Here is a 25,952-nt window from a genome sequence, read left to right as displayed (position 1 = left end):
TCAATTACGCAAAATAATTCGGTACTATTAAACATGAGGATAGAGTTGTGAGTTTTGTGTGGTAACTCAACTGATGGCTCTAGTCCTCATATTTTTCAAGTCAATTTCTTATCCGCGATTCGGGTTATTAAATAATAATCTTTTAAATAAAATTCATGGATTCGATTTATATATATAAATTCACCTTTATTTTAATTATTCAATTTTATTTAAAATATATTTTTATTTTAAAATAAATATTGGAACGATATTTGCTAACTATAAATAGAAAATCGCATTTATGCAGAATAATTTTAGCTTTTTATAAATTAGATCAAGTTTTTAATGTTTTAGGTGGAACGAAATGATGCAACAGAAAAGCTTTGTAAGCCGTTTAAAAAAAATGGCACTGATATTTAGCGCAGCAGGTCTCTGTGGTGCAGGCTTGATAACTCAGCTACACGCCGCAGATAAAGCAGCCTTTGTATACATTGGCCCAACTAGTGATCATGGATGGACCTATTCACATGATCAGGGGCGCATTAAAGCTCAAAAGGCCTTAGCTGGAAAATATACAACCACACATATTGAAAATGTCCCTGAAACCGCCGATGCCGAACGTGTAATCCGAAATTTAGCGCAACAGGGCAATAAAGTTATTTTTGGGACGTCTTTTGGTTATATGAACCAAATGGAAAAAGTGGCAAAACAATTTCCAAATACCGTCTTTATGCATGCGACAGGTTATAAACAAGGCAAAAATCTTGGGGTTTATGACGTACGTACTTATGAAGGTGCATACATGCTCGGTGTTGTCGCAGGACAGCAAACGAAAAGCAACATCTTAGGTGTCGTTGGTTCATTTCCAATTCCAGAAGTTATACGTAATATCAATGCTTACACACGTGGTGCACAAAGCGTCAATCCTAAAATTAAAACCAAAGTGATTTGGGTCAATTCATGGTTTAACCCAGGCAAAGAACGTGATGCAGCTTTAGCACTGATTTCTCAAAAAGCAGATGTGTTGATGCAAAACACGGATTCTCCAGCCGTGGTGCAAGCAGCACAACAAAAAGGCGTATATGCCTTTGGTTGGGACTCAGATATGAGCAAGTTTGGACCTAAAGCACAATTGGCGGCTTCAGTGTTGCACTGGGAAAAAATCTATACCCCAGTCATGCAGCAAGTCGCAAATAAAACATGGAAACCAAGTGCAATTTGGTATGGCGTGAAACAAGATGCGGTCAAAATTGAAGCCTTTGCACCATTTTTAGCACCTGCTGTTAAGCAAAAAGCCTTAAGCGTACAAACCGCAATTCAAACTGGAAAATTACATCCATTTGCAGGCCCTGTATATAAACAAGATGGCAGTTTAGCGCTCGCTCAAGGTAAAAACATGACTGATGCTGATCTCAACAAAATGAATTATTACGTGAAAGGCGTAGAAGGGGTTTTACCTAAATAATTTTGAAACATACAAGCTGTGACCAAAAGTGCATCTCACTTTTGGTCCTATAAATTTACGTTGAAGAGAGCTTAAGTTATGAATGCATTTCAACAAGAACCTGCGACCCCATTCGATCGAGCTGAGCATAAAAATGTCATTCCTCGTCTTGAGCTCATTAATATTTGCAAGAGCTATAACTCACTCAAAGCCAATCATCAAATTCATTTAACGGTTCAGCCCGGTGCCATCCACGCCATTTTGGGAGAAAACGGTGCGGGTAAAAGTACCCTGATGAAGATCATTTATGGGGCAACACGTGCAGATGAAGGCCAAGTCATTTGGAATGGCAAAGAGGTCAATATTGATAGCCCATCAGCCGCAAGAAAGCTGGGTATTGGTATGGTTTATCAACATTTTTCACTATTTGAAACCTTAACCGTTGCTGAAAATATTCTGTTGGGACTCGATGAAAAAGTAGATTTAAAACAATTGCATGAACGTATCGTTGCCGTGTCTGAACAATATGGATTACGTGTAGACCCACGTCGTGAAGTCTTTTCTTTGTCAGTGGGTGAGCGTCAACGCGTCGAAATTATTCGCTGTTTATTACAAAATCCATCCTTAATCATTTTAGATGAGCCGACATCGGTACTTACACCTCAGGCGGTCAAGCAATTATTTAAAACCTTGAAATTACTGGCTTCTCAGGGCGTATCTATTTTATATATCAGTCATAAATTACATGAAATTAAAGAACTTTGTGATGAAGCGACGATCTTAAGAAACGGTCTGGTGACAGGACATGTCTATCCAAAAGATCAGTCAACCAGTGACTTAGCGCGTTTAATGATTGGTCGAGATTTGCTAACTTACCAACATGTGGATTTTTCTGGTCAAAAACAACAGCTTTTCTCTGTTGATGATTTGAATTACGAATCTGAAGATCCATTTGGGGTGTCGCTCAAACATATCCAACTGGATTTGTATGGTGGTGAAATTTTAGGAATTGCAGGTATTTCGGGCAATGGCCAAGCGGAACTGCTGTCTTTACTTTCAGGTGAGCAAGTTTCAGTAAAAGGCAGCATTGTTTTTCAAGGTGTCGATATTTCACTGCAAAGTGCAGGACTGCGCCGTGATCAAGGGTTGGGCTTTGTACCTGAAGAGCGTTTGGGACGAGGTGCTGTTCCAAATATGACGCTGTCACAAAACGGTTTATTAACCGCTTTTCGTAAAGAATTAAGCGATTGGGGGCTAATCAATTTTACAAAAATGCGCGCCTTTGCAGAGCAGTGTATTGAAAAGTTTGGCGTCAAAGCCTCAGGTGCTGATGCTGAAGCTCGATCACTTTCGGGCGGGAATTTACAGAAATTCATTGTCGGACGTGAAATTCTACAAAACCCCAAAGTGCTGATTGTATCGCAACCAACATGGGGCGTTGATGTAGGCGCAGCAATGTTTATTCGACAAACCCTGATCGATCTATCACGCCAAGGGGTCGCAATATTGGTGATCTCTGAAGAATTAGAAGAACTGTTTGAGATTAGCGACAGAATTTGTGTACTTGCCGCAGGGCAATTGTCAAAACCGATGAAAACCACGGATACCAATGCCGAGCAAATTGGTCTATTGATGTCGGGTATTTCCAATACTTCAAACTCTACAGAAATGTCTCTGAATCAGGCACATGCCTAGCAATGAAAGGATAAATCCATGCATTTATTAGAACCTAGAGAGCATCCCTCTCAAATGATGAAATGGCTGTCTCCGATTATTGCGCTTTTGGCAATGTTGGTGGTGGGCAGTCTGTTATTTTTAGCCTTAGGTGTTGATCCGCTCAATGCGCTGTATATCTTTTTTATCGAGCCTTTAACCTCGATCTATAGCTTAAGTGAACTTGCGATTAAAGCTTCACCCCTGATTTTAATTGCGTTGGGTTTAGCCATTGGTTTTCGTGCCAAATTATTCAACATCGGGGCCGAAGGTCAGCTGACCATGGGCGCTATTTTTGGTGGCGGAATCGCAATTTTATTTCACGAACAAATGGGGTGGTGGATTTTGCCGCTCATGGTGCTGATGGGGGCAATTGGTGGCGCATTGTGGGGACTCATTCCGGCATTACTCAAAACGCACTTTAATGCTGAAGAAACCCTGACGACGCTCATGATGAATTATGTGGCCTTATTTGTTCTTTTATATCTGGTCAATGGGCCGTGGCGTGATCCTGATGGCATGAATTTTCCACAATCAGTCATGTTCAGTGAGTCTGCGACATTACCCTTAATTTGGGAAGGGACTCGAGTCAATGCATCTATTTTCATTACGATCATTGCCGTGGTGATATTTGGGATTTTTATCCGTAAAAGTTTAACTGCTTACAAACTTGAAGTAAGTGGGCAAGCACCATTGGCCGCGAAATATGCAGGGTTTTCATCTAAAAAGGCCATTTGGCTCAGTTTAGGTTTATCTGGATTGATGGCGGGGATTGCAGGCATCTGTGAAGTTGCAGGGCCTATTGGACAGTTAAATCCAAACATTTCTCCTGGCTATGGTTATGCAGCCATTATTGTGGCGTATTTAGGTCGTTTAAACCCAATTGGAATCGTTCTTTCAGGTTTATTGATGGCACTGATTTATTTGGGCGGGGAAATGGCACAAATGCAGCTGCAACTTCCGGTTGCGATTACAGGTATCTTCCAAGGCTTATTGTTATTTTTCCTTTTAGCTTCAGATGCCTTGATTGAAAACCGCTATCGTTTTGCACCGAAAAAAAATAAAACGCTGACAGATCGTCAAGCGACTACGGCTTAGATTGAGGAGAAATGTATGAGCATTGAAATTACAGCCATTTTAGCTGGCACGATCGCCGCAGCAACGCCACTCATTTTTGCAGGTCTTGGTGAATTAGTCGCAGAACGGACAGGGGTCATAAACCTCGGTGTAGAAGGTATGATGTTGGTTGGTGCTATCGCTGGCTTTGCCTTCGCTGCACAGTACGATGCGAGTGTTGCAAGTGCCTTAATGGTCGGTGGCCTTGCAGGCACATTGATGGCACTGATTTTTGCATTTTTTACCCTCTCTTTAAGTACTAACCAGTCCGCTTGCGGTTTAGCACTCACAATTTTCGGTATCGGAATTTCAGCATTTATAGGACAAAACTACGTGAGCATGGCATTGCCCGGCTTACAGGGTTTAGACATCCCGCTTTTAAGTGAAATACCTGTATTAGGGCCTATTTTATTTCAGCATAACTATGTTGTGTATTTGTCCATGTTGGCTTTTGTGATTATTTGGTGGGTACTCACAAAAACTCGCCTTGGTCTGCTACTCAAAGCAGTGGGCGAGTCACCAGAAAGTGCGCATGCTATGGGCTATAACGTCTTAGCGATTCGCTACTGTGCGGTTCTTTTTGGTGGTGCTATGGCTGGAGTAGGTGGCGCATTTTTATCAACAGTCTATACGCCGATGTGGATTGAGAACATGGTGGCAGGTCGGGGGTGGATTGCGATTGCATTGGTGGTCTTTGCAACATGGAAACCTACCCGTTTAATGCTCGGAGCTTATCTATTTGGTGGCGTGACGATCCTGCAGTTCCATGCTCAAGCATTAGGTTTAAATGTGCCGAATGAATTGCTTTCTGCACTTCCATATGTGGCAACGATTGCGGTCTTAGTGCTTATTTCTCGTAATAAAAAACATCTAAAACTGAATTTACCAGCTTCACTTGGGAAAACCTTCAGCCCTTAATTTTGGCCGATAACACAATGTTCAAAGGAGCAAATGAATGAAATTACTGAGTGCAGGCCATGTATTAACCATGAATTCGTCCTTAGACTATATTCAAGATGGGGCAGTATTAGTCAACGGCCAAGTGATTCAAGCGATTGGGAAGCGAGAAGATCTTTTAAAGCAGTTTCCAGATGCGATACATGAGCATTATCCCGATGGATTGTTGATGCCAGGTTTAATCAATACACATTGTCATTCGGGCTTACTTCGCGGCACCGCGGAGGGCTTACCTGTTTGGGACTGGTTACAACAATTTATTGATCCCATGCACCGAGTGTTATTACCCGAAGATGCAAAATTGGCTTCTTATTTATGCTATGCCGAAGCACTACTGTCAGGGACGACCACGATTGTTGATATGTGGCGCTATATGGATGGCAGTGCCGAAGTAGCCGAAGACTTAGGGATTCGAGCTGTATTGGTTCCGTATGTCGCAGAACATCCAGACCATAATTATTTTGAAACACTAGAGAGCAATGAAGCGCTGATTCAACGATGGCACATGCGAGCAGAAGGTCGCATTCAGGTCTGGGTGGGGCTAGAACACTTATTTTATGCAGAAGATCAGGCCTTAGGTCGTATCCAAAAAATGTGTCAGGACTATCAAACTGGATTTCATACTCATAGTAATGAAAGTAAGTTTGATGTCGTGGAAAATCTGAAACGTTACGGCATGCGGCCTGTTCAAACCCTTGAAAAATTAGGCATGCTCGATGTGCCAAAATGCTTGCTGGCACATTGTGTATGGTTAGATGATGACGAAATTCAGCTGCTAAAACATTATCACGTTGGGGTCGCACATAACCCCATTTCAAATATGAAACTTGCCTCAGGCGCTGCACCTGTGACTCAATTGCTCAAACAAGGCGTTGCAGTGGGTTTAGGTACAGATGGTGAAAAGGAAAATAACAATTTAGATTTATTTGAGGAAATGAAAACGGCTTCATTATTGGCTAAGTTTTCAAATTTAGATGCAGCGGCTTTAGATTCATGGTCAGTTTGCCAAATGGCGACACGAGATGGAGCGCGTGCATTAGGACTTGAACAGCTAATTGGTTCAATCGAAGTCGGTAAGCAGGCAGATTTAATCGTGGTAAATACCGCTACACCTCGCATGACACCTTTAATAAACCAAGGCAGTTTATTTAATTTACATACAAACTTGGTCCATACGGTTCAGGGCCAAGATGTCGTGATGACGATGGTTGCAGGAAAAGTTTTGGTCAAAAATGGTCAACTGCTTAATGCAGACTTACAACAATTTATTGACCAAATTAATTTTGCCGCACCTGCATTATTTAAACGTCGTTCTGACTGGCTCAGTTTACGCGGTGCAGCAGTCAATGAGTTGCAAAGAACCTAAAGCTTTCAACACATAAAACATAAAGCCCAAATCAATTTGGGCTTTATGTTTTTTAAATTTTATCGAAGAACAACATGCAGGATTTAAGCACTGATAAAAGAGATGAGTGCTTGGTTAAATGCATCAGGCTGTTCAATGTTTGAAATATGCGATGCATTAATTTCAAATAATTGGCTATTTGCGATGCGTTCTTGCATGAATTGACCATCTACAACTGTAGTTACAGGGTCTTGTTGACCTGCAATAATCAATACCGGTATGCGAATAGACGAGATTTCATTGCGCAAATCCGCTTTAGCCAAAGCTTCACAACAACTTGCATAACCTTCTGGGCTGCCAGCTCCGAGGTCGTTACTCAAAGATTGTACAGTTGCTGTGTTACTTTGGATAAAGGGTTCTGTAAACCATCGTGATGCTGCCGTTTCTGCAATTGGTTCCAGACCTTGTTGACGGACTAATTGCGCACGTTCATTCCAAGCTGATTCTTGCCCAATTTTTGCAGCGGTATTGCATACAATGACATGGTTAAAGCGTTCAGAATGATGTTTTGCAAGCCATTGGCCTGTTAAACCACCCATCGATATTCCACAAAATGTGGCTTGTTGAATATTTAAATGATCCAATAAATGGATGACATCTGTACCCAATTGATCAAGGCTATATGACCCTTGAGGGGCAGAAGATGCACCATGACCACGTGTATCATAACAAATCACAAAATAATCCTGCTGTAGTGCCTCTATCTGAGGCTGCCACATGCTGAACTTTGTGCCTAAAGAATTAGAAAACACAATCGCAGGTCGTGTGTGGTCACCAAAGGTTGCGTAATTAATCGTTGCATCATTGGATATAAATGTAGGCATGTTTTGAATCCTTAATTTTATAAATCCCCCTAAATCCCCCCTTTGATAAGGTGGACTTTTATTGAGGATTAAACACGTTCAATAATCAAAGCGATGCCTTGACCGACACCAATGCACATCGAACAGAGGGCATATTGACCTGAAATTTCCTCAAGCTGATTTAATGCAGTCGTGACTAAACGTGCTCCAGATGCACCTAATGGATGACCCAAAGCAATAGCGCCACCGTTTGGATTAACATGTTTAGCACCATCTTCTAAACCTAATTCACGGGTAACCGCTAAGGCTTGAGCCGCAAAAGCTTCATTCAGCTCGATTACATCCATTTGTTCAAGGCTTAGACCTGTTTGAGCTAACAACTTTTTTATGGCAGGCGCAGGACCAAAGCCCATGATTTTGGGTTCAACACCCACCACCGTTGCCGCAATAATTTTGGCCCGTGGCTTTAACTTAAATTTGTTGACAGCATCATCTGAAGCAATCAGTAGTGCAGCTGCACCATCATTGATCCCTGAAGCATTGCCCGCAGTTACCGTCCCATCTGCTTTCACCACAGGTTTGAGTTTTGCTAAGCCTTCTGCTGTCGTCGATGCACGTGGATGCTCATCTGTATCGACTATCAGTGGGTCGCCTTTACGCTGTGGAATGACGACAGGGATGATTTCTTTCTCAAAAAAACCATTGGCCTGTGCAGCGGCTGTACGGCGCTGACTTTCTAAGGCAAAAGCATCTTGATCAGCACGGTTAATATTGAATTGTTCTGCCACATTTTCAGCGGTTTGAGGCATGGTTTCCACGCCATACATTTGTTTGAGTATTGGATTGATAAAACGCCAGCCCATGGTGGTGTCTTCAATCTTTTGGCTGCGTCCATAAGCACTTTCCGATTTACCCATAACAAAGGGCGCACGGGACATACTTTCAACACCGCCAGCAATAATTAAGTCTGCTTCATTTGCTTTAATTGCACGGGCTGCCATCGCAATTGCATCAAGTGATGAACCACAAAGTCGGTTCACAGTTGTAGCAGGAACTTGAAAAGGTACACCTGCGAGTAGCGACGACATTCGTGCAACATTACGGTTATCTTCACCGGCTTGGTTCGCACAGCCGTAAATCACGTCATCAACAGACTCCCAAGCAATACTTGGATTTCGCTGCATCAGTGCCTTGATAGGTAAGGCACCTAGGTCATCGGTACGTACTGCTGCTAAACCGCCCGCATAGCGACCGAAAGGGGTACGGATTGCATCAATAATATAGGCATTTTTCATTTTATAAATCCTAAAAAACTCAGCTCCTCCCTTTTAACGGGAGGTTGGGAGGGATTTACAGGAAGTTAATTTTTTAAATTAATCCTCCCTAAATCCCTCCTTTAATCAAGGAGGGACTTTTTGCTTTATGCTGTCGTATCTATCAGCTTTGCACCGGTCATTGACTGTAATTCGTCAAAGCTCAAGCCCTCGACTTTTTCAATCACTTTCAAACCTTCAACCGTCACATCAATGACGCACAGATCTGTGTAAATACGATCGACACATTGCAGGCCTGTCGCAGGGTATGACAATTCAGCGACAATTTTCGGTTCACCTTTTTTGGTCACATGGTCTGTAGTAATAAAGACTTTTTTCGCCCCAACAGCCAAATCCATTGCACCACCTACAGCAGGAATTGCATCTGGCGCACCAGTATGCCAATTTGCTAAGTCACCATTTCGGGCAACCTGAAAAGCGCCTAATACTGCAATATCTAAATGCCCGCCACGCATCATGGCAAAAGAGTCACCATGGTGAAAAAAGCAGCCGCCCGTTTGCATAGTGACAAACTCTTTTCCTGCATTAATTAACTCAGGGTCTTCTTCGCCTTTAGCTGGAGGAGGACCAAAAGCCAAAAGTCCATTTTCTGAATGTAGAAAAACATCTTTATCTGTTGGTAAATAATTTGAAATTTTAGTGGGCAAGCCAATGCCTAAATTGACATAAGCACCATCTGGAATATCTTGTGCAACACGTTCTGCAATTTGATCACGGGTTAATTTGGTATAGCTCATGGTTCTTTCCTCACGTGATTTATGCAGATTGCTCAAGCTGTGCAGGTTGAACAGCCACAACATGTTGTACAAAAATGCCAGGGGTAATAATGTGCTCTGGGTCTAATGCACCAAGTTCAACAACTTCAGAAACCTGAGCAATTGTCACATCTGCTGCCATAGCCATAATGGGGCCAAAGTTACGCGCTGATTTGTTGTAAACCAAGTTGCCCCAGCGGTCGCCCTGATGTGCTTTGATTAAAGCAAAATCAGCTTTAATTGGATTTTCGAGGACGAAATCTTTGCCTTCATAATTGAGTGTAGGTTTGCCTTCTGCCAACAACGTACCAAAACCTGTTGGTGTATAAATTGGACCTAAACCCATGCCTGCCGCTTGAATACGGCAAGCCAAATTACCTTGTGGTACAAGCTCAAGTTCTATTTTTCCTGCACGGTATAGCTCATCGAACACCCAAGAGTCCGATTGGCGAGGGAAAGAACAGATCATCTTACGGACAGCACCAGCTTTGAGTAATTTAGCCAGTCCATAGTCACCATTACCTGCATTGTTGTTGACGATGATGAGATCTTTGATGCCAAGTTCAATCAGTCCATCAATCAGTTCAGCAGGCTGACCAGCCGTACCGAAGCCGCCAATCATAATGGTAGATCCATCCTTAATTTGAGAAAGTGCTTCTGTTAAGGAAGCGGTACTTTTATCAATCATGCTACGATCCTTCATCAAGAACGATAAAACTATTTACCTGACTAACCACTTCAGTCATGTATGGCAGATAATCTTTTATTTCAAATGTTTACAAACTTAAAAATGCAGATCAATGGACTCCAATCATGTGCTACACAATTGGAATCCAAACGCATCAGCTATCATCACTACGAACAGAAGAGGGATGACGATTTAAAGCCATAACTTCAATATTCATATACGGGTAAAGGGGCAACCCTTGTAAAATGTTGTGTAGCTCTTCATTGCTTTCAACATCAAAAATACTGATATTTGAATATTGACCAGTGATGCGCCAGATATGACGCCATTTGCCTTGACGTTGTAGATCTTGTGAATAAGCTTTTTCTACAGCTTTAATTTCATTGGCTTTTTCGACTGGCATATCTAATGGAATATTGACATCCATGCGTACTTGGAAAAGCATTTCTCACTCCTAGCTAAATATTATTTACGACGTAAGTCATCAATTTTGTTTTCATCAATTTCAATCCCTAAACCTGCCGTGGTTGGAATCTTGAGTTCGAAATCTTGATATTGAAGTGGGGTTTTTAAAATTTCTTCAGTTAACAGCAATGGACCAAAAAGCTCAGTGCCATAAGCTAAATTGTCAAATGTAGAAAATGCATGTGCCGATGCAATAGTGCCTACAGGACCTTCAAGCATGGTTCCACCGTATAAATCGATACCCGCAAGTTTGGCGATTTTTGAAACCTCACAGCCTTCGATTAAACCGCCAGACTGTGCAACTTTGACTGCAAAAACAGAGGCAGAATTGTGCCGAGCAAGTTGATATGCCGTTTGAGGCCCCATCAGTGATTCATCTGCCATAATCCCAATATCAAAACGACGAGTTAAACGGCGCATCGCGTCAATGTTATCGATTGCGCAAGGCTGCTCAATCAGGTCAACACCACCATCTTGTAACAACTGAATGCCTTTAATGGCATCTAATTCAGACCATGCACGGTTAACATCCACACGTATAGAAATGTCTGAACCTAACGCTTTTTTAATAGCTAAAACATGCTCAACATCAGCTTCAACGGGGCGTGAACCTATTTTGAGTTTGAAAATATTGTGTCGTTTTGCCGCAATCATCTTTTGTGCTTCGGCAATGTCTTTTTCCGTATTGCCAGATGCAAGTACCCAAAGAACAGGCAAGCTGTCACGTAAACGGCCGCCCAATACTTCACTTAAGGGCAGATTTAAACGCTGCGCCAAAATATCGAGTAGCGCCGTTTGAATGGCACATTTAGCAAAGCGATTGCCGTTAATACTACGTTTAATAGCTTGCATGGTTTGAGCAACATTCAAACCAGTGAGAGTTTTCAGTAAAGGACTAAAATAAGTTTCAATATTGGTACGAATGCTTTCAGGGCTTTCTTCACCATAGCCTAGACCACCAATCGTCGTCGCTTCACCCCAACCGATATAACCATCTTCGGTGGTGATTTTAATCAAAACAAGGGTTTGCGTTTGCATGGTTGCAACAGCCATCTTGTGCGGACGGATTGTTGGGATTTCCACGAGCAGGGTTTCAATCGACTTATACATCTTGCGTATTTCTTATCTATCCAACTATTTATATACCCTAATTTAATGTAATATCTTTAACTAGAGCGATTTTGGTATTTTTAGATACTTAAAAGGTATATAAATGGAATTAAGGCACTTACGTTACTTTGTCACCGTGGTTGAAGAGCAAAGTATTACCAAGGCAGCAGAAAAATTATGTATTGCTCAGCCGCCTTTGAGCCGCCAAATTCAAAAGCTTGAAGAAGAACTGGGCATTACCTTGTTTGAGCGTGGTTCTAGACCCGTGAAAACCACAGAAGCTGGTATGTTCTTTTATGAGCATGCTGTACAGATATTGACGCATACCGCCCAGGCCAAAACCATGGCACAGCGAATTAATGCCGTCGATAAAACTGTCCGCATTGGTTATGTCAGTTCGCTTTTATACGCATTATTGCCGCAAATTATTTATCTATTTCGACAACGCAACCCAGATATTCATGTTGAACTCATAGAATGTGGTACACGCGACCAGATTGAAGCCTTAAAAACCGGTCGAATCGATATTGGTTTTGGACGACTTCGATTAACTGATCCGTCCATTAAACGTATTTTATTAAGAAAAGAAGCGCTACGTTTAGCTATTCATAAAAATCATCATTTGGCTGAATTTAAAGACAAAGGCATTTATCTTTCTCAAATTTTAGATGAACCAATTTTTGCCTATCCAACGACACCGAAACCGAATTTTTCCACGCTCATTCAATCGATATTTACCGAATTAGGACTTGTACCTAAACATTTAACCGAAGTGCGTGAAATTCATATGGCTTTGGGCTTAGTGGCGTCGGGAGAGGGCATTTCCTTGATTCCTGAAAGTGCCAGTGATATTGGCATGAAAAATTTGATGTACATCCCAATCTTAGATTTGGAAGCCTATAGTCCAATCTCTTTGTCAGTACGAAATATGGATCATAGTAATTACATTCCAAAGATACTGGATTGCATTCGTGAAGTCTTCGTTGAAGAAAATATCGACTTACACGCCATCGATGCAGATGCATAACTAATCAAGGTTTCATGGTCGATGTAACACAAGATCCACTATTCAGATGATAGGGTCTTATGGAATATCAATCACTTCAGCCCAAAGCATCCTGATAAATACAAGATTGTGCTATTTCAAAAACCTTTTCATCTTCAATATTTAATTGATCGTATTGCTGCATTTTTTGAATCATCCATTCAAAGTCTGAAATTTGTGGCGCTTGGGTCTTGCCAAAATTTTGAATGATGCTTTTGATCCGATGAAAAGCCTCGACGTGAATCTGCTCAGAACAATCAAAACGGATGATGTGATATTGCTTTAACAAAGAAAATATTTCAGAAAAATGCGTTTGTTGAAGCAGATCGTTTTGGGCTTTTTGGATGGCAAGATTGATTGCGTTTAAGGTATTAGGATGTTTTTCTGCCCAATCATGGGTAAAAGCCAAAACTTTATCTGGAATATGATCAATAATATCTTGGCTATTGACGATAATACGACTATAGCCTTGTATTTCAGCTTGCGTATTCCACGGCTCTCCGACACAAAATACATCAATTCGTTGCGTTGATATTGCTTCGACCATATAAGGCGGTGGTAAAGTTGAAAACGTTTGCGTTTGAGCAATTTCTGTGTCTGCAAGTGCCAGCCATTCTCTTAGAATATAATGATGAATCGAATGCTGAAAAACATGCGCCAACTGAATCGTTTGATTCTGTTTTATCGCAGATACGATTTTCTCTGCTGAATTAATTGGTAGATCTAAAGCATGGATATTTAATTCATAGCACAGCTTTTGACTCAAACTAATATAAGCGCAGTTAGTACTGAGTGTAAGAGAGGTTTGTAAGGGAATGCCGAGATGGTCTTTGCCCGTCACAGACGCAGGCAGCATGGCCGATAAACAGTGTGCTACATCTAAAAAACCAAAAGCTAGACGGTCGCGTAAACTTGCCCAAGATGGTTCTTGAGTCAGCGTGACGTTCAACCCTTGTTCCGCAAAATAACCTTGATGTTCTGCCCAGAGCAAAGCAACACAGTCAAGTAAAGGAATATAGCCCAATTGAATATCAGTTTTTTCAAGCTTTTGCATGGTTTATTCCTTAAATTGAGACTGTAACAGCGCTTGCGCATCAAGCAGTCGGCGCGCCATTTCACCCATCGTCATACGGTGACTCATGGCATTTTTTCTCAGCAAATTAAATGCTTGATCTTCGGTTAAACCATGCATTTGTATTAAAAGCACTTTGGCTTTTTCAATATCTTTTCGATCGGCCAGTTTGCACTTGGTTTCAGCCAAATCATTCAGCAGTTTTTTATGCTTTTTATATTGTTCAATCGAAATTTCTAAAATGCTATTCAAACGTGCAGGGTCAATACCATCGACAATATATGCCGTGACACCCGCATCAATCGCGCTTCGGATGATTTCAAGACTCGAATTTTTAGTGAACAGAACAGTCGGTAAGTCAAATTGGCTGACACAGCTTTCAATGACATCGCGATGTGGATGATCCATATCCAATAAAATCACATCTGCCTGAATATTTTGCAGATATGACATATTTAAATGATCAATCATGAAACTGGCGACCACATCAAAGTCATGTTGAATTAATGAGGCTTGAATAAATTCAGCGCGTTCTTGATCATCATCAATTAGGGCTATTTTTAGTTTTGGCATGCAAACGCTCAGACAGAGCCAAACAAATACGTATTGAGTTTTCTAAGCAATTTAAATGCCAAATTTTAAGACAATACAAAACATAAATCTGCTTCTAAATTTTAGCTTGGTTATATGCACATTTTAAAATTGAACCATTTCCGTGCACTGATCTTGTGCAGGGCTGAACCACGTTTGAACATTCAGCCGCATCTCTATAGGCATATTGACTATCTATTTACCTTAATTCGCTTATTTTCGGATAGATCGGCGCTCAATGCTTAAATATAGAGATGAAATTTACGATTGAAATAAAAACTTGGCACGTATCGTGCTTAATACTTATTGAGTCAAAGAAGACTCTAAAAATTTGTTAGACGGCCAACGACGTCCGTTCTGATCGACTCTGTTATGTGTTAGCGACATAACCGAGTAATTCATGCGTTCAGTTCAGTCAGGAGAAGGTTATGTCTTCAAATTTAAATGCCAAAAAAGCCACAAAAATAAGTCTATTTAATTTTTCTTCAGCAGCAATGCGGGCCTTCCACATGAGTTGGCTCGCATTCTTTGTTTGCTTCTTTGCATGGTTTGCCTGTGCACCGTTGATGCCAGTGATTGCTGGCGAATTTCACCTCACGAAAGATCAAATTGCCAATATTAATATTGCCGCTGTTGCGATCACGATTTTAGTCCGTCTGATCGTTGGTCCTTTATGTGATAAATATGGCCCGCGTAAAACCTATACAGCTTTATTAATCATCGGCAGTATTCCAGTCTTTGGTGTCGCTTCTGCGAGCAGCTATGAATCCTTTCTTTTCTTCCGCTTGCTGATCGGCGCGATTGGCGCAAGCTTCGTCATCACTCAATACCATACAAGCATTATGTTTGCGCCTAATGTTGTGGGTACAGCCAATGCTGCAACAGCAGGCTGGGGCAATGCAGGCGGCGGTGCAACTCAAGCCCTTATGCCTTTACTGCTTGGCGCACTCGTTATGTTTGGTGTAGAGCAAGCGATGGGCTGGCGTATTGCGCTGATTGTACCTGGTGTGATGATGCTGATTGTTGGGGCGCTTTACTGGAAGTTCACACAAGACTGTCCGCAAGGCAACTTTAAAGAACTTCGCGAACAAGGCATCAGTGTTGGCAGTGACAAAAAAGGCGGCTTGGCAATTCTAATGCATGCAGCACGCAATTACCGTGTATGGATTCTATTTGGCGCTTACGCAGCTTGTTTCGGTATTGAAATCTTTATTCACAACATTGTAGCAATGTACTACGTCGACCATTTCAGCTTTGGATTAAAAGAGGCGGGTATGGCAGCAGGTATCTTTGGTTTGCTTGCATTGTTTGCTCGTGCGCTTGGCGGCATTGTTTCGGACAAAGTAGCGACTAAAAAAGGCTTAGATGGCCGTACCAAAGTGTTATTTGCCATGATTCTGCTAGAAGGCTTATTCCTGATTGTCTTCTCACAAATGAATACTGCAGTGCTTGCAATCCTTGCAATGACAGTCTTTGCGCTCTTCACACATATGGCTTGCGGTGCTACCTATGCGCTGGTGCCATTCATTGACCGTGATGCTTTAGGCGGTGTTGCAGGCATTATCGGTGCAGGCGGTAACGTAGGTGCAGTGGCTGCAGGCTTCTTGCTTAAAGGCATGCTGGATATTCAAACCACGCTTATGGTGTTGGGCGGTCTAGTGGTTATCGCTGCAAGCTGTGTACTGATGATCCGCTTCTCTGTAGAGCATAAAGAAAAAGAACAGCGCCTATTTGAACAAGCTGTAAATGAACGAAATTTAGCTGAAGCTCAAAACTAATACTGAAAAGTTGCCTCTAAACATCGCGATTTAGGGGCAAATAAAAAAATCTTGCGGAGAAAGAATATGAAAATCATCATGATTGGACATGGCATGGTTGGCCATAAATTTATCGAATCTGTACTGGAACACGCAGGTGATGATGTTGAATTAACCATTTTGGCTGAAGAGCCGCGTTTAGCCTATGACCGTGTGCATTTAACTGAATATTTCAGCGGTAAATCGGCTAAAGATTTAACCCTATGCCGCAGCGACTTTGCCGATGCATACGGTATAGATTTACGCCTTAGCACCAAAGCGGTTGAAATTGATCAGCGCAATAAAACGGTCACAACCAATCACGGTGATATTCTTTCTTTTGACAAGCTAGTGCTTGCAACAGGTTCATACGCTTTTGTGCCACCAATTCCAGGCAATGAACGTGAAAACTGCTTTGTGTACCGTACCATTGAAGACTTGGATGCCATCCGTGCCGCAAGCCTAAATGCTAAAACGGGCGTGGTGATCGGCGGTGGCTTATTGGGTTTAGAAGCAGCAAAAGCGCTGCGTGATTTAAACTTAGAAACCCATGTTGTTGAATTTGCACCACGCTTAATGGCAGTTCAGATTGATGATCTAGGCGGTAAAGTTTTACGCTCAAAAATTGAAAATCTAGGTGTTAAAGTCCATACGCAAAAAGCAACATCTTGCATTGAAGACGGTGCAAATGCGAAGCATGTAATGAAGTTTGGTGATGGTTCTGAACTGGAAACCGACATCATCTTATTCTCTGCAGGTATCCGCCCACGCGATGAATTAGCGCGCCAAAGCGGTTTAGCCATTGGTGAGCGTGGCGGTATTGTAATTAATGATTATTGCCAAACTTCAAACCCTGACATTTATGCCATTGGTGAATGTGCGCTTTGGCAAAATAAAATTTATGGCCTAGTTGCGCCGGGCTATGACATGGCACGTATTGCAGCAAAGCATGTGATGGAACAAAACTGCACGCTTTTCGCTGGTGCAGATATGAGCACCAAGCTGAAACTGATGGGAGTTGATGTTGCATCTGTAGGCGATGCGCATGCAATGACACCAAATTCTTTAAGCTATTTCTATGCAGATGAAGCAGCTCAGGTTTATAAAAAAATTGTCGTGAATGCAGAGAAAACTAAGCTGCTAGGTGCAGTATTGGTGGGCTGTGCTAAAGAATACAATGACCTGCTGCAAATGATGCTGAATGGCTTAGAAGTTCCAGAAAGCCCAGAAAGCCTAATCATGCCTGGCTATGCACAATCTGCAGGTAAATCGGGCGGAAGCGGTGTCGATCTGCTGCCAGACAGCGCAACGATTTGTTCATGTAACAACGTCTCTAAAGCAGATATTTGTTCAGCCATTGCTGACGGATCGACTTCTTTAGGCGCATTGAAAAAATGTACTAAAGCTGCAACAGCTTGCGGCGGCTGTGCGCCATTAGTCACTCAAGTACTTAAATCGGAGCTTCAGCGTCAAGGTGTAACTGTAAATAACCATTTATGTGAACACTTTGCTTATTCACGCCAAGAGCTCTATCACTTGGTACGTGTGAACGAAATCAAAACCTTTGATGACCTGATTCAACAGCATGGCCATGGTTTAGGCTGTGATATCTGTAAACCGACGGCAGCCAATATCCTAGCGTCATGCTGGAATGACTTTGTACTTAAACCAAGCCATGCGGGCTTGCAAGACAGTAATGACTACTACCTCGGCAATATTCAAAAAGACGGTTCATATTCAGTAGTACCTCGTATGGCTGGCGGTGAAGTTACTCCGGACGGATTAATTGCCGTGGGTCAAATTGCCAAAGAATATGGTCTATATACCAAACTTACAGGCGGTCAGCGTGTTGATATGTTTGGTGCACAAGTGCATCAACTGCCTGAAATCTGGGAAAAATTGATTGCTGCTGGTTTTGAGTCTGGCCATGCCTACGGCAAATCACTGCGTACGGTGAAATCTTGTGTCGGCAGTACTTGGTGCCGTTATGGCGTGGACGATTCAGTCGGCTTGGCGATTTATTTAGAGAACCGCTACAAAGGCCTTCGCTCACCGCACAAACTGAAAATGGCTGTGTCGGGCTGTACCCGTGAATGTGCTGAGGCGCAAAGTAAAGATGTGGGCGTGATTGCGACTGAAAAGGGCTGGAACCTTTATGTATGCGGCAATGGCGGTATGAAGCCACGTCACGCAGAGCTTTTGGCATCAGACTTAGATACGCAAACATTGATTAAATACATTGACCGTTTCTTTATGTTCTACATTCAAACAGCAGACCGTTTGCAGCGTACTTCTGTATGGCGCGACAACATGGAAGGCGGTTTAGATTACCTGAAAGATGTCGTTGTGAATGATTCGCTTGGCGTAGCGGGTGAACTTGAACGCCGTATGAGCCATGTTGTGGGTACATATCAAGATGAATGGCGTACTGCTGTAGAAGATCCTGAAGTACGTAAACGCTTTGTGACTTTCGTGAATGCAAAAGCAGAACAGCAAAATGATCCGCATATTCAGTTTGCATCCGTTCGCGGTCAAATCAGACCCAAAACAGAAGCTGAACGCGATACGACACGCATTCCAGTGGTTGAAGCTTAAGAGAATAACGAATTTAAAACTTCTTTTATTTGATTTACATCCTTATTCGGTTTCTCGCTAAGGCGAAAATGAAAAGATAGTGATCTAAAAGAAGTTTAAAAAGGATCAAGAATATGACAATTTTAAAAGAAATAAATGATTTAGACTGGTTTGATGTTTGTGCATTAGATGATATTACGCCAAATACAGGTGTGGGCGCACTGATTGAAAATCAGCAAATTGCGATATTCCGTGTCGGTGAAGAAAAGCGGGTTTATGCGCTCAGCAATCAGGACCCATTTAGCCAAGCCTATGTTATGTCCCGCGGTATTATTGGTGACTTGCAGGGTGAGCGTGTTGTGGCATCACCCATTTATAAACAGCATTTCAGCCTTGCTACTGGACGCTGCTTAGAAGATAAAGACCAAAAACTCTTGGTTTTTCCAAGCAAAATTGAAAATGGCCGTGTGCTGATTAGTCCAACTGCTCAAAAAACCTATATTACCAATAACGCGCCATCGTCTGAGTTGATGAAACTGGTTTTGGTCGGCAATGGCTTAGCAGGTATGCGTTGCTTAGAAGATCTGCTGGATATGGCACCAGAGCGTTATGAAATTACGGTCATTGGTGAAGAACCTTGGGGTAATTACAACCGAATTATGCTTTCACCTGTGCTTTCAGGTGATAAAACCATTGAAGATATCATGCTGCATTCACATGCTTGGTATAAAGACAAAAATATCCGTTTTGTAGCAGGTGATGCGGCGGTACGCATAGACCGTCCGCGCAAGCAGGTATACACAGAAAAAGGCTTGGTCATCGATTATGACCGTCTGATTTTAGCGACAGGTTCTAAGCCATTTATTCCGCCTATACCGGGAACTGACTTAAAAGGTGTTCTCAGCTTCCGTGATATTTATGATGTAAACCGCATGCTGGATTACTGTAAATCTAAGCAAAATGCAGTGGTGATTGGCGGCGGTTTACTTGGCCTAGAGGCTGCGTATGGCCTGAAACAGCGTGGCATGAATGTCACAGTACTGCATTTGATGGATCGTATTATGGACCGTCAGTTAGATGAAAAAGCCAGCTTAATGCTCAATCATGCGATTGAACAAAAAGGTATAAAAATCATGACCGCAGCAAATACCCAAGAGTTGATGGGTGAAGATGGCCATGTGAAGCAGCTGCGTTTGCAAGACGGTACTGTTTTAGATGCAGATCTTGTGGTTTTTGCGGTGGGTATTCGTCCGAATATTGAGCTTGCGCAAAGTGCAGGACTGCGCTGCGGCCGCGGTGTCATGGTGAATGACACCATGCAAACTTTTGATCCGAGTATTTATGCGGTGGGTGAATGTATTGAACACCGAAGCCAAACTTTCGGTTTAGTTGAACCGCTTTGGGGACAGGCATTCATTTGTGCATCGCATTTGGCCGAACATGGCAGCTTAACCTTCAAAGCGCCTACGGTTCCGACGCAGTTAAAAGTCAGCGGCTGTGATGTTTTTTCTGCAGGCAACTTTGAACCGTTGGATGATTTTGAAGACATTATTTTGAATGATGAAAAACGCCAAATCTATAAACGCATTATTATTCAAAAAGATAGAGTGATTGGCGCTGTGCTGTTTGGCGATACTGAAGACGGTGCATGGTATGCAGAATTGATTTCAGATCAAACTCCAATTTCAAGCATCCGAAACAAATTGCTGTTTGGTAAGGATTTTGCATTAAAGAAAGCAGGGTAACGGAATCGCCCTGATAAAAAAAGATACAAGATTTAAATCGTCATTGGATACGCGATAACGTCATCCGCTGTTGTTTAAGGCAGGATTGCAGATGAATAGTCATGTATTTGCAATACATCTGTTAGAAGCCGGTAGTGGACGAGTTCAGCGGATGACAATGGTTTTGCCTACTTTTCCCGAAAGAAAAGTAGGTCGAACCGAATGTTGACCTTTAAATATAAACGTAAATGAAAAGACACCGATTCGAGCGTGTTAAGTGTTTAAAAAAGTTTGGAAAAGGAGCCAGCAGAAGTGAATAGCATCCCAATAGTGGAACTGCATAGCTCCACAGAAAATAAAATTAAAACAACGCAAACCACTTGTCCATACTGCGGTGTCGGTTGCGGCGTGAGCGCAACAGTTGAACAGACAGCTTTAGGGCAAAAAGTGAGCGTAACTGGCGATGCGAACCATCCATCAAACTATGGCAAGCTGTGCATTAAAGGCAGTAACTTAGCCGATACGATGGGATTAGAAACACGTGTTTTACAGCCGATGCTTGGGCGTCAAACATCACCATTTCATACTCGTCAGGCTACAGATTGGAACACAGCAACAGCACTGATTGCCGAAAAATTTCAGCAATGTATAGATCTTTACGGACGTGAAAGCATCGCTTTTTATGTGTCGGGCCAACTGCTGACGGAGGATTACTATGCCGTTAACAAATTTGTCAAAGGCTATTTAGGTACTGCAAATATTGACACCAATTCACGGCTTTGCATGTCATCGGCTGTGGCGGCACATAAGCGTGCATTTGGTGAAGACCTTGTACCAGCTAGCTATGAAGACTTTGAACATACAGATATGGTGGTGTTGGTCGGTTCAAATACGGCGTGGTGCCATCCCGTGCTGTATCAACGCATTATGAAAGCCAAAGAAGAACGTGATTTGTTCGTGGTGGTCATTGATCCGCGCTTTACCAGTACCTGTGAGGCTGCAGATTTGCATTTGCCGATTTTACCGGGGCAAGATGTCGCACTGTTCAATGGTTTGCTGCAGTATTTAGTACAAAATAATCATAGTGATGTAGATTTTATCGCCAAACATACTCAAGGTTTGGCGCAAGCGCTGGAGCAAAGTACAACAGAAGCTTCTATGACAGCAGTTGCTGAGCGTACAGGTATTTCTTTAGAAAAATTACAGCTATTTTTTGAAAAATTTGCGCAAACTGACAAAGTTATGACGCTATTTTCGATGGGGGTTAATCAGTCTTCGCGCGGTGTAGACAAAGCCAACAGTATTATTAACTGCCATCTGCTGACTGGCAAAATCGGAAAATTAGGCGCAGCGCCATTTTCTATGACAGGTCAACCAAACGCGATGGGCGGCCGCGAGGTTGGCGGTTTAGCCAATATGCTGGCTGCGCACTTAGATGTCGATAACACGGCGCATCAGGCATTAGTACAAGCGTTTTGGCAAAGTCCATTTATTGCCAATAAAGCGGGATTAAAAGCGGTTGATCTGTTTCAGGCGGTCGAAAGCGGGAAAATCAAAGCCATTTGGATTATGGCTACTAATCCTGTAGTTAGCTTGCCAGATGCAGATCAAGTCAAACGTGCTTTAGAACAATGCGAGTTTGTAGTGGTGTCGGATATTTGCAAAGACACAGACACAGCAATATATGCAGATGTGCTTTTACCTGCATTGGGCTGGGGTGAAAAAGACGGAACCGTTACCAATTCTGAACGCCGTATTTCACGTCAAACTGCTTTTTTAGATGCGCCGGGTGAAGCCAGAGCAGACTGGTGGTCTATTGCACAAGTTGCGAAAAAGATGGGTTATAGCGGTTTTGACTACAGCAGCAGCTATGACATATTTATTGAACATGCAAAATTATCTGCTTATCAAAATGCGCCTTTAGATCAACGTGATACCACTGAGTCTTTTCGCTACTTTAACTTGCAGGGTTTAAGTAAGTTATCTGCACAAGATTATGCTGAATTAAAGCCCGTGCAATGGCCAGTTTGGCAGTTAGATCAGAGCGCTGATGCAGTCAGCCGTTTGTTTGCAGCAGGCCAATTCAGCCATGCCGATGCCAAAGCTAAGTTTGTAGCAACAACCGCTATTGACCCTTTGAACAAGATTTGCGGCGAATATCCGCTGGTTTTAAATACTGGCCGTATCCGTGATCAATGGCACACCATGAGCCGTACGGGTTTATCTGCAAACTTGAGTACACATATCGCCGAACCATTTTGTGAAATACACCCGCAAGATGCACTGAAGTTTGGTGTTAAAGATGGTGAACTGGTTGAGGTGAAATCTAACTGGGGCTTATGTATTTTACGTGCACAGGTCAGCAGTAAAATTCGACGCGGTCAAATTTTTGCGCCAATTCATTGGAATGACCAAGTCGCATCGGATGCGCGTATTGGCAAAGTGGTGAATCCTGTGGTCGATGCACTATCTGGTGAGCCTGAATTTAAACATACACCTGTATTTGTACAGCCGTTTTATACACAGTGGCAAGGTGTACTGTATGTACGTGACGGCTTTGAGCAAATGGTGCAAAACACCATTCACAACACGGTGTGGTGGACCAAAATTAAAACAGCGAAAGCGACACGTTTTGAGTTGGCAGATCGTAAAAAATTTAGAAACACGGTTCAGCAGCTGAAAACATTACTGCCATTTACCGATGAAAGCTTTGAATGGCTGAATTTGGAAGATCAAACTGCCGATTTGAGTCATACCGTGGTGCTGCAAGATGGGCATTTAATTGCCAGTCTATATATTGCGCAACGCTCTATGCTGCCAGACCGTGATTGGATTGCTGGCATGTTTAAGCGTGAACGACTAAGCGCAATGCACCGCAAAGCGCTGCTTGCAGGTCAGCCGATGAACATGACCAACAGTGCAGGTCCGCTGGTGTGCAGCTGCTTTAAAGTCGGTAAAAATACCATTATCGAAACCATTAAAGAAAAGAATATTAGCCATGAAAAACAAGTCACAGCATGTTTAAAAGCCGGCGGTAATTGCGGTTCGTGCTTAGCAGAAATACGGGGTTTGATTAAAGCCTGTCAGACGGAGTACGCAGAATGATGAAGAAAATCACCAAATCAGTAGGCTATCCAGAAACAGACTTGGTTATTTTGGCGGGTGGTCAGGCCCGCAGAATGAACGGAATGAATAAAGTGCTGCAAAAATTTGATAATGAAATTCAGCTGATTAAGATCCATCAGCAGTTGAAATCACGGGTTGAAAATGTCTGGATCAACAGCCATCGTGACCATTCGATTTATAAACGGCTCATTCCCTCGATCCGCTTTTATCAAGATGATGAAGCCGGATTTTTAGGGCCATTGATAGGGATGAAAAGCGCGTGGTCACATGTTGAGTCTGATTATGTTTTGTTTGTCCCGTGCGATGTGACCTATATCCCGAAGAAAGTGCTTTCGAGATTGCATCAGGCCATGCAGCGGGATCCCTTGTGTGAAGTAGCTGTAGTGGAAATTAATGGCAAAGCGCTGTATCCATTTTGTTTGCTAAAACGAAGCAGTCTCACAATGCTGCAGGTGCATCTTGATCAAAAACAGCGCAGTTTGAAGGGGTGTTTTAGTAAAATGCACATGCAAGTTGCACGTTTTCAAAATAATGCACTCTTTTTTCACAGCATTAACTCTCTAGATGAGCTGCAGCAGCACCGTCAGCTGAATTTTCTCTAAAAGCTGTACCTTTTGCGGAGCTTTCATTTCAAATAATGAGCCTAATGTGCTGTTTTTGAACCCAGAGAGAAAATCTACAGCCAATATGAAGCTTTTGAGCATGATATCTAGAGATAAAACAGACTGCTTTTATACCTTAGATAATGGGCTTAACGGCAATTTATATTTTTAATTGCTATTAGTTATTTATAAGTTATTGATTTTGTGTGTCAAAAAAACAAACCAAATCCTCTGAAATAAATATTCAAAAAAGCGCAAAGTTGGAACACTTATTGCAATTTTTACTGCAAGAAAAGAAGGCGCAAAATTTGTACTGAGCTAAGACAGGGCAAATGACAGCACCATGGAAGATAAACATGAACAGCATGACACAATTACAGCCAGCGACCATTTTTAAGGATCAGTTTGGCCGTGAAAAACGCAAATTGCGCATTTCAGTGACAGACCGCTGTAATTTTAAATGTGTCTATTGTATGCCTGAACATCCTGAATGGATGAAAAAACATAATCTTCTTAGTTTTGAATCACTTTACAATTTTTGTGAGTTTATGGTGCTGCGCGGGATTGATCAAATCCGGATCACCGGCGGTGAACCTCTTATGCGTCAAGGCGTTGTGCATTTTATTGAACAGCTGCAGCAGCTGAGAAAGCTAGGCCTTAAACGTATATCCATGACCACCAATGGACATTATCTGAAGCAATATGCACAGGCCCTAAAACAAGCTGGCCTAGATGGCATAAATATCAGCTTAGACAGTTTGGATGAAGCGCAATTTTTCCAGCTGACACAAAAACAATTACAGCCTGTATTAAAAGGTATTGAAGCGGCTCAGCAAGCGGGCTTTGAAATCAAAATCAATACCGTGTTAATGAAAGGTCTAAATGAACAGCAAATCATTGCATTAACAAAATGGGCGCTGCAAAAAGGTTTCGAACTGCGGTTTATCGAGTTTATGCCGTTGGATGGCGATCAAAACTGGTCTAAAGCTGCGGTCGTTACTGAACAAGACATACTGGATAAACTAAAGACTGCTTTTGAAGTGCAAACACTGCAAGGTCAAGGCGCGTCACCAGCCAGATCATACTTAATCAACGGCTTACCTATAGGCATTATTTCAACCATCAGCAATTCTTTTTGCGGCAGCTGCGACCGTCTAAGACTGAATGCGCAAGGCGAGTTTTTTAACTGCCTGTTTGCCCGAAAAGGTTTAAATCTCAGCCATGAAATTCAGCAGCTGAAAAGCAGTAAAACAACAGAGTTAATACCGTTGGATTCAATGGCTTTGCAGCAAAAATTAGGCAGCTATATTTGGCAAAAAGAACAGGGCTTTCACACGATTACAGCGTCTAGTACTAGCAATACCAGAAAAATCAGCATGCATATGATTGGAGGTTAATGATGACTCAAATCACCATCAAAATTGAATCTTTTGGCGCTATTGAGCGTCTATTGCCAGCGCATTTGAGTCTGACTTGCTTCGCACAGCAGTCGATTGCAGAGGTTTTGCAGCAAGTTGCAAATCAATTTCCAGAATCATTCAGCATGCTTGAGCGCTGCGCCTGTGCCATTGGGGAAGACATTGTGCCAAGACAAACCGCATTGATGCAGGACAGTACCGTTGTGCTGCTGTCACCTGTGGCGGGAGGCTGAAT

Annotated in this window: 21 protein-coding genes; 13 read left to right on the top strand and 8 right to left on the bottom strand. The window is 42.4% G+C overall.

Annotation, left to right across the window (positions count from 1 at the left end):
- Window positions 1-382: 382 nt before the first annotated feature.
- From FTT77_RS11945 to FTT77_RS11925, 5 genes are all read left to right on the top strand, one after another.
- Window positions 383-1,444 carry a BMP family ABC transporter substrate-binding protein gene (locus FTT77_RS11945; RefSeq protein WP_373684684.1) on the top strand — a complete coding sequence of 354 codons (1,062 nt, stop codon included), beginning with the start codon at window positions 383-385 and terminating at the stop codon, window positions 1,442-1,444.
- Between the two features lie 78 nt (window positions 1,445-1,522).
- Complete coding sequence (locus FTT77_RS11940) at window positions 1,523-3,118, top strand: ABC transporter ATP-binding protein (RefSeq protein WP_180041882.1); 1,596 nt, start codon at window positions 1,523-1,525, stop codon at window positions 3,116-3,118.
- Window positions 3,119-3,136: 18 nt separating this feature from the next.
- A complete protein-coding gene (locus FTT77_RS11935) occupies window positions 3,137-4,234 on the top strand; it encodes an ABC transporter permease (protein WP_180041880.1) in 1,098 nt (365 codons plus the stop codon).
- Between the two features lie 15 nt (window positions 4,235-4,249).
- Entirely contained in the window at window positions 4,250-5,170 is a 921-nt protein-coding gene (locus tag FTT77_RS11930; protein ID WP_180064064.1) for an ABC transporter permease, read from the top strand.
- Window positions 5,171-5,207: 37 nt separating this feature from the next.
- Complete coding sequence (locus FTT77_RS11925) at window positions 5,208-6,575, top strand: amidohydrolase family protein (RefSeq protein WP_180109356.1); 1,368 nt, start codon at window positions 5,208-5,210, stop codon at window positions 6,573-6,575.
- A gap of 83 nt (window positions 6,576-6,658) precedes the next feature.
- Here FTT77_RS11925 and pcaD read toward each other — a convergent pair whose 3' ends face one another.
- From pcaD to FTT77_RS11895, 6 genes are all read right to left on the bottom strand, one after another.
- Complete coding sequence (gene pcaD, locus FTT77_RS11920; protein ID WP_180109355.1) at window positions 6,659-7,438, bottom strand: 3-oxoadipate enol-lactonase; 780 nt, start codon at window positions 7,436-7,438, stop codon at window positions 6,659-6,661.
- 68 nt (window positions 7,439-7,506) lie between these two features.
- Complete coding sequence (gene pcaF, locus FTT77_RS11915) at window positions 7,507-8,712, bottom strand: 3-oxoadipyl-CoA thiolase (protein ID WP_180088309.1); 1,206 nt, start codon at window positions 8,710-8,712, stop codon at window positions 7,507-7,509.
- Between the two features lie 125 nt (window positions 8,713-8,837).
- Window positions 8,838-9,488 carry a 3-oxoacid CoA-transferase subunit B gene (locus FTT77_RS11910; RefSeq protein WP_180109354.1) on the bottom strand — a complete coding sequence of 217 codons (651 nt, stop codon included), beginning with the start codon at window positions 9,486-9,488 and terminating at the stop codon, window positions 8,838-8,840.
- Window positions 9,489-9,507: 19 nt separating this feature from the next.
- The gene (locus tag FTT77_RS11905; protein ID WP_078193765.1) at window positions 9,508-10,194 is read right to left on the bottom strand and encodes a 3-oxoacid CoA-transferase subunit A; all 687 of its coding nucleotides are present in this window, start codon (window positions 10,192-10,194) and stop codon (window positions 9,508-9,510) included.
- A gap of 154 nt (window positions 10,195-10,348) precedes the next feature.
- Window positions 10,349-10,639: a muconolactone Delta-isomerase gene (gene catC / locus FTT77_RS11900; RefSeq protein WP_078190886.1), complete on the bottom strand. Its 291-nt coding sequence runs from the start codon at window positions 10,637-10,639 to the stop codon at window positions 10,349-10,351.
- 20 nt (window positions 10,640-10,659) lie between these two features.
- The gene (locus FTT77_RS11895) at window positions 10,660-11,769 is read right to left on the bottom strand and encodes a muconate/chloromuconate family cycloisomerase (RefSeq protein WP_180026996.1); all 1,110 of its coding nucleotides are present in this window, start codon (window positions 11,767-11,769) and stop codon (window positions 10,660-10,662) included.
- Between the two features lie 103 nt (window positions 11,770-11,872).
- Here FTT77_RS11895 and catM point away from each other — a divergent pair, with 103 nt between their 5' ends.
- Entirely contained in the window at window positions 11,873-12,796 is a 924-nt protein-coding gene (catM, locus tag FTT77_RS11890) for a cis,cis-muconate-binding transcription regulator CatM (protein WP_180109353.1), read from the top strand.
- Between the two features lie 76 nt (window positions 12,797-12,872).
- Here catM and FTT77_RS11885 read toward each other — a convergent pair whose 3' ends face one another.
- A complete protein-coding gene (locus tag FTT77_RS11885; RefSeq protein ID WP_180109352.1) occupies window positions 12,873-13,868 on the bottom strand; it encodes an ABC transporter substrate-binding protein in 996 nt (331 codons plus the stop codon).
- A gap of 3 nt (window positions 13,869-13,871) precedes the next feature.
- Window positions 13,872-14,459 (bottom strand): ANTAR domain-containing response regulator, encoded by a 588-nt coding sequence (locus tag FTT77_RS11880; RefSeq protein WP_078190882.1) that lies wholly within the window; start codon window positions 14,457-14,459, stop codon window positions 13,872-13,874.
- A 446-nt stretch (window positions 14,460-14,905) separates the two neighbouring features.
- On the opposite strand from FTT77_RS11880, the gene FTT77_RS11875 reads away from it, so the two are divergent.
- The 7 genes from FTT77_RS11875 (at window position 14,906) to FTT77_RS11845 (ending at window position 25,950) form a co-directional block, all read left to right on the top strand.
- Window positions 14,906-16,255 carry an MFS transporter gene (locus FTT77_RS11875; RefSeq protein WP_180009439.1) on the top strand — a complete coding sequence of 450 codons (1,350 nt, stop codon included), beginning with the start codon at window positions 14,906-14,908 and terminating at the stop codon, window positions 16,253-16,255.
- A gap of 66 nt (window positions 16,256-16,321) precedes the next feature.
- Window positions 16,322-18,868, top strand: coding sequence for a nitrite reductase large subunit NirB (nirB, locus tag FTT77_RS11870; RefSeq protein WP_218946177.1), 2,547 nt, complete (start codon window positions 16,322-16,324; stop codon window positions 18,866-18,868).
- Window positions 18,869-18,981: 113 nt separating this feature from the next.
- Window positions 18,982-20,592 carry a nitrite reductase small subunit NirD gene (nirD, locus tag FTT77_RS11865; protein ID WP_180051013.1) on the top strand — a complete coding sequence of 537 codons (1,611 nt, stop codon included), beginning with the start codon at window positions 18,982-18,984 and terminating at the stop codon, window positions 20,590-20,592.
- Window positions 20,593-20,883: 291 nt separating this feature from the next.
- A complete protein-coding gene (locus tag FTT77_RS11860; protein ID WP_180051016.1) occupies window positions 20,884-23,676 on the top strand; it encodes a nitrate reductase in 2,793 nt (930 codons plus the stop codon).
- Window positions 23,676-24,299, top strand: a complete 624-nt coding sequence (locus FTT77_RS11855; RefSeq protein ID WP_373683881.1) for a molybdenum cofactor guanylyltransferase — start codon at window positions 23,676-23,678, stop codon at window positions 24,297-24,299. Before FTT77_RS11860 ends, FTT77_RS11855 begins: the two co-directional genes overlap by 1 nt.
- 356 nt (window positions 24,300-24,655) lie before the next feature.
- Window positions 24,656-25,696, top strand: coding sequence for a GTP 3',8-cyclase MoaA (gene moaA, locus FTT77_RS11850; protein ID WP_180109351.1), 1,041 nt, complete (start codon window positions 24,656-24,658; stop codon window positions 25,694-25,696).
- A gap of 2 nt (window positions 25,697-25,698) precedes the next feature.
- Window positions 25,699-25,950: a MoaD/ThiS family protein gene (locus FTT77_RS11845; RefSeq protein WP_180109358.1), complete on the top strand. Its 252-nt coding sequence runs from the start codon at window positions 25,699-25,701 to the stop codon at window positions 25,948-25,950.
- Window positions 25,951-25,952: the final 2 nt, after the last annotated feature.

The organism is Acinetobacter sp. YH01010 (genome assembly GCF_013420775.1).
GTDB classification, from domain to species: domain Bacteria; phylum Pseudomonadota; class Gammaproteobacteria; order Pseudomonadales; family Moraxellaceae; genus Acinetobacter; species Acinetobacter amyesii.
This window is presented reverse-complemented; position numbering and strand designations above follow the sequence as displayed.

What these genes read in the sequence shown, in the direction of transcription:
- FTT77_RS11880 (WP_078190882.1), bottom strand. Translation starts at nt 14,459, where the DNA reads ATGCCAAAACTAAAAATAGCCCTAATTGATGATGATCAAGAACGCGCT.
- catC (WP_078190886.1), bottom strand. Translation starts at nt 10,639, where the DNA reads ATGCTTTTCCAAGTACGCATGGATGTCAATATTCCATTAGATATGCCA.
- FTT77_RS11910 (WP_180109354.1), bottom strand. Translation starts at nt 9,488, where the DNA reads ATGAGCTATACCAAATTAACCCGTGATCAAATTGCAGAACGTGTTGCA.
- FTT77_RS11885 (WP_180109352.1), bottom strand. Translation starts at nt 13,868, where the DNA reads ATGCAAAAGCTTGAAAAAACTGATATTCAATTGGGCTATATTCCTTTA.
- FTT77_RS11895 (WP_180026996.1), bottom strand. Translation starts at nt 11,769, where the DNA reads ATGTATAAGTCGATTGAAACCCTGCTCGTGGAAATCCCAACAATCCGT.
- FTT77_RS11935 (WP_180041880.1), top strand. Translation starts at nt 3,137, where the DNA reads ATGCATTTATTAGAACCTAGAGAGCATCCCTCTCAAATGATGAAATGG.
- FTT77_RS11855 (WP_373683881.1), top strand. Translation starts at nt 23,676, where the DNA reads ATGAAGAAAATCACCAAATCAGTAGGCTATCCAGAAACAGACTTGGTT.
- pcaD (WP_180109355.1), bottom strand. Translation starts at nt 7,438, where the DNA reads ATGCCTACATTTATATCCAATGATGCAACGATTAATTACGCAACCTTT.
- FTT77_RS11875 (WP_180009439.1), top strand. Translation starts at nt 14,906, where the DNA reads ATGTCTTCAAATTTAAATGCCAAAAAAGCCACAAAAATAAGTCTATTT.
- catM (WP_180109353.1), top strand. Translation starts at nt 11,873, where the DNA reads ATGGAATTAAGGCACTTACGTTACTTTGTCACCGTGGTTGAAGAGCAA.
- pcaF (WP_180088309.1), bottom strand. Translation starts at nt 8,712, where the DNA reads ATGAAAAATGCCTATATTATTGATGCAATCCGTACCCCTTTCGGTCGC.
- FTT77_RS11930 (WP_180064064.1), top strand. Translation starts at nt 4,250, where the DNA reads ATGAGCATTGAAATTACAGCCATTTTAGCTGGCACGATCGCCGCAGCA.
- FTT77_RS11845 (WP_180109358.1), top strand. Translation starts at nt 25,699, where the DNA reads ATGACTCAAATCACCATCAAAATTGAATCTTTTGGCGCTATTGAGCGT.
- FTT77_RS11925 (WP_180109356.1), top strand. Translation starts at nt 5,208, where the DNA reads ATGAAATTACTGAGTGCAGGCCATGTATTAACCATGAATTCGTCCTTA.
- FTT77_RS11945 (WP_373684684.1), top strand. Translation starts at nt 383, where the DNA reads ATGGCACTGATATTTAGCGCAGCAGGTCTCTGTGGTGCAGGCTTGATA.
- FTT77_RS11905 (WP_078193765.1), bottom strand. Translation starts at nt 10,194, where the DNA reads ATGATTGATAAAAGTACCGCTTCCTTAACAGAAGCACTTTCTCAAATT.
- moaA (WP_180109351.1), top strand. Translation starts at nt 24,656, where the DNA reads ATGAACAGCATGACACAATTACAGCCAGCGACCATTTTTAAGGATCAG.
- FTT77_RS11940 (WP_180041882.1), top strand. Translation starts at nt 1,523, where the DNA reads ATGAATGCATTTCAACAAGAACCTGCGACCCCATTCGATCGAGCTGAG.
- nirD (WP_180051013.1), top strand. Translation starts at nt 18,982, where the DNA reads ATGACAATTTTAAAAGAAATAAATGATTTAGACTGGTTTGATGTTTGT.
- nirB (WP_218946177.1), top strand. Translation starts at nt 16,322, where the DNA reads ATGAAAATCATCATGATTGGACATGGCATGGTTGGCCATAAATTTATC.